This window comes from Grimontia celer, from assembly GCF_900055185.1.
In the GTDB taxonomy this organism is placed as follows: Bacteria; Pseudomonadota; Gammaproteobacteria; order Enterobacterales; family Vibrionaceae; genus Enterovibrio; species Enterovibrio celer.
Genome location: NZ_FIZX01000022.1, coordinates 1 through 1,223, shown reverse-complemented (window position 1 = coordinate 1,223; position 1,223 = coordinate 1). Strand labels below are relative to the sequence as shown.

The window sequence follows — 1,223 nt, the reverse complement described above, 5'->3', positions numbered from 1 at the left end:
GGCTCCCACTGCTTGTACGTACACGGTTTCAGGTTCTATTTCACTCCCCTCACAGGGGTTCTTTTCGCCTTTCCCTCACGGTACTGGTTCACTATCGGTCAGTCAGGAGTATTTAGCCTTGGAGGATGGTCCCCCCATCTTCAGACAAGATAACACGTGTCCCGTCCTACTCGTTTTCACGTTAAATAAGCCGTCGTGTACGGGGCTATCACCCTGTATCGCGCCACTTTCCAGAGGCTTCCACTAACTCATAAAACGCTTAAGGGCTAATCCGGGGTCGCTCGCCGCTACTGCCGGAATCTCAATTGATTTCTTTTCCTTCGGGTACTTAGATGTTTCAGTTCCCCGAGTTCGCCTCCACACACCTATGTATTCAGTGTGGGATACTGGCTTATGCCAGTGGGTTTCCCCATTCGGACATCCCAGATTCAAACGGCTGTTACTGCCTTATCTGGGCTTATCGCAAGTTACTACGTCCTTCATCGCCTCTGACTGCCAAGGCATCCACCGTGTACGCTTAGTCACTTAACCATACAACCCCAAGAGGTTTCGTATGTTCAAACAACCAAGGTGTTCTAATAAGAACATGTTCACCCTTTTTGCCTCTGCTTTTTCTTAAAAAGCGGAAACATAAAGCGATGAACGATTTCGCCGGACTCAAATATTGTTCATCACTCGAAAGTGATGAAACCAAGAACACTTGAATGTGTTTGGTGTTAACTCCACAGAGTCAACATTTGAGAACTTTTACAAACAAACTCATTGAGTTTGTTTAGTCAGCTTTCCAGATTTTTAAAGAGCATGTGATGTGTTCTATTTAACAACCACTTTTTAAGAACACTTAGCACTCTCTGTTTAGAGAAGTGTGCTTAAAGAGTGGTGGAGCTATGCGGGATCGAACCGCAGACCTCTTGAATGCAAATCAAGCGCTCTCCCAGCTGAGCTATAGCCCCACATCGATACTTAGTGCCACCAACCGAATTGATTGGTGGGTCTGAGTGGACTTGAACCACCGACCTCACCCTTATCAGGGGTGCGCTCTAACCACCTGAGCTACAGACCCATCTAAGTATGTTCTTTATCTTTTTGACCGTAGCAATCTGTGTGGACACTAGCATTAATAGTATCGTTAAGGAGGTGATCCAGCCCCAGGTTCCCCTAGGGCTACCTTGTTACGACTTCACCCCAGTCATGAACCACACCGTGGTAAACGCCCTCCCGAA

General features: G+C 47.0%; 2 tRNA genes and 2 rRNA genes. All 4 read right to left on the bottom strand.

The window, feature by feature from the left end:
* Positions 1–531 (bottom strand): 23S ribosomal RNA (locus GCE9029_RS25205); the annotation flags it as partial.
* A gap of 346 nt (positions 532–877) precedes the next feature.
* Positions 878–953, bottom strand: a tRNA-Ala gene (locus GCE9029_RS25200).
* Positions 954–986: 33 nt separating this feature from the next.
* A tRNA-Ile gene (locus GCE9029_RS25195) sits at positions 987–1,063 on the bottom strand.
* Between the two features lie 67 nt (positions 1,064–1,130).
* Positions 1,131–1,223: ribosomal RNA gene (locus tag GCE9029_RS25190) — 16S ribosomal RNA — on the bottom strand; the annotation flags it as partial.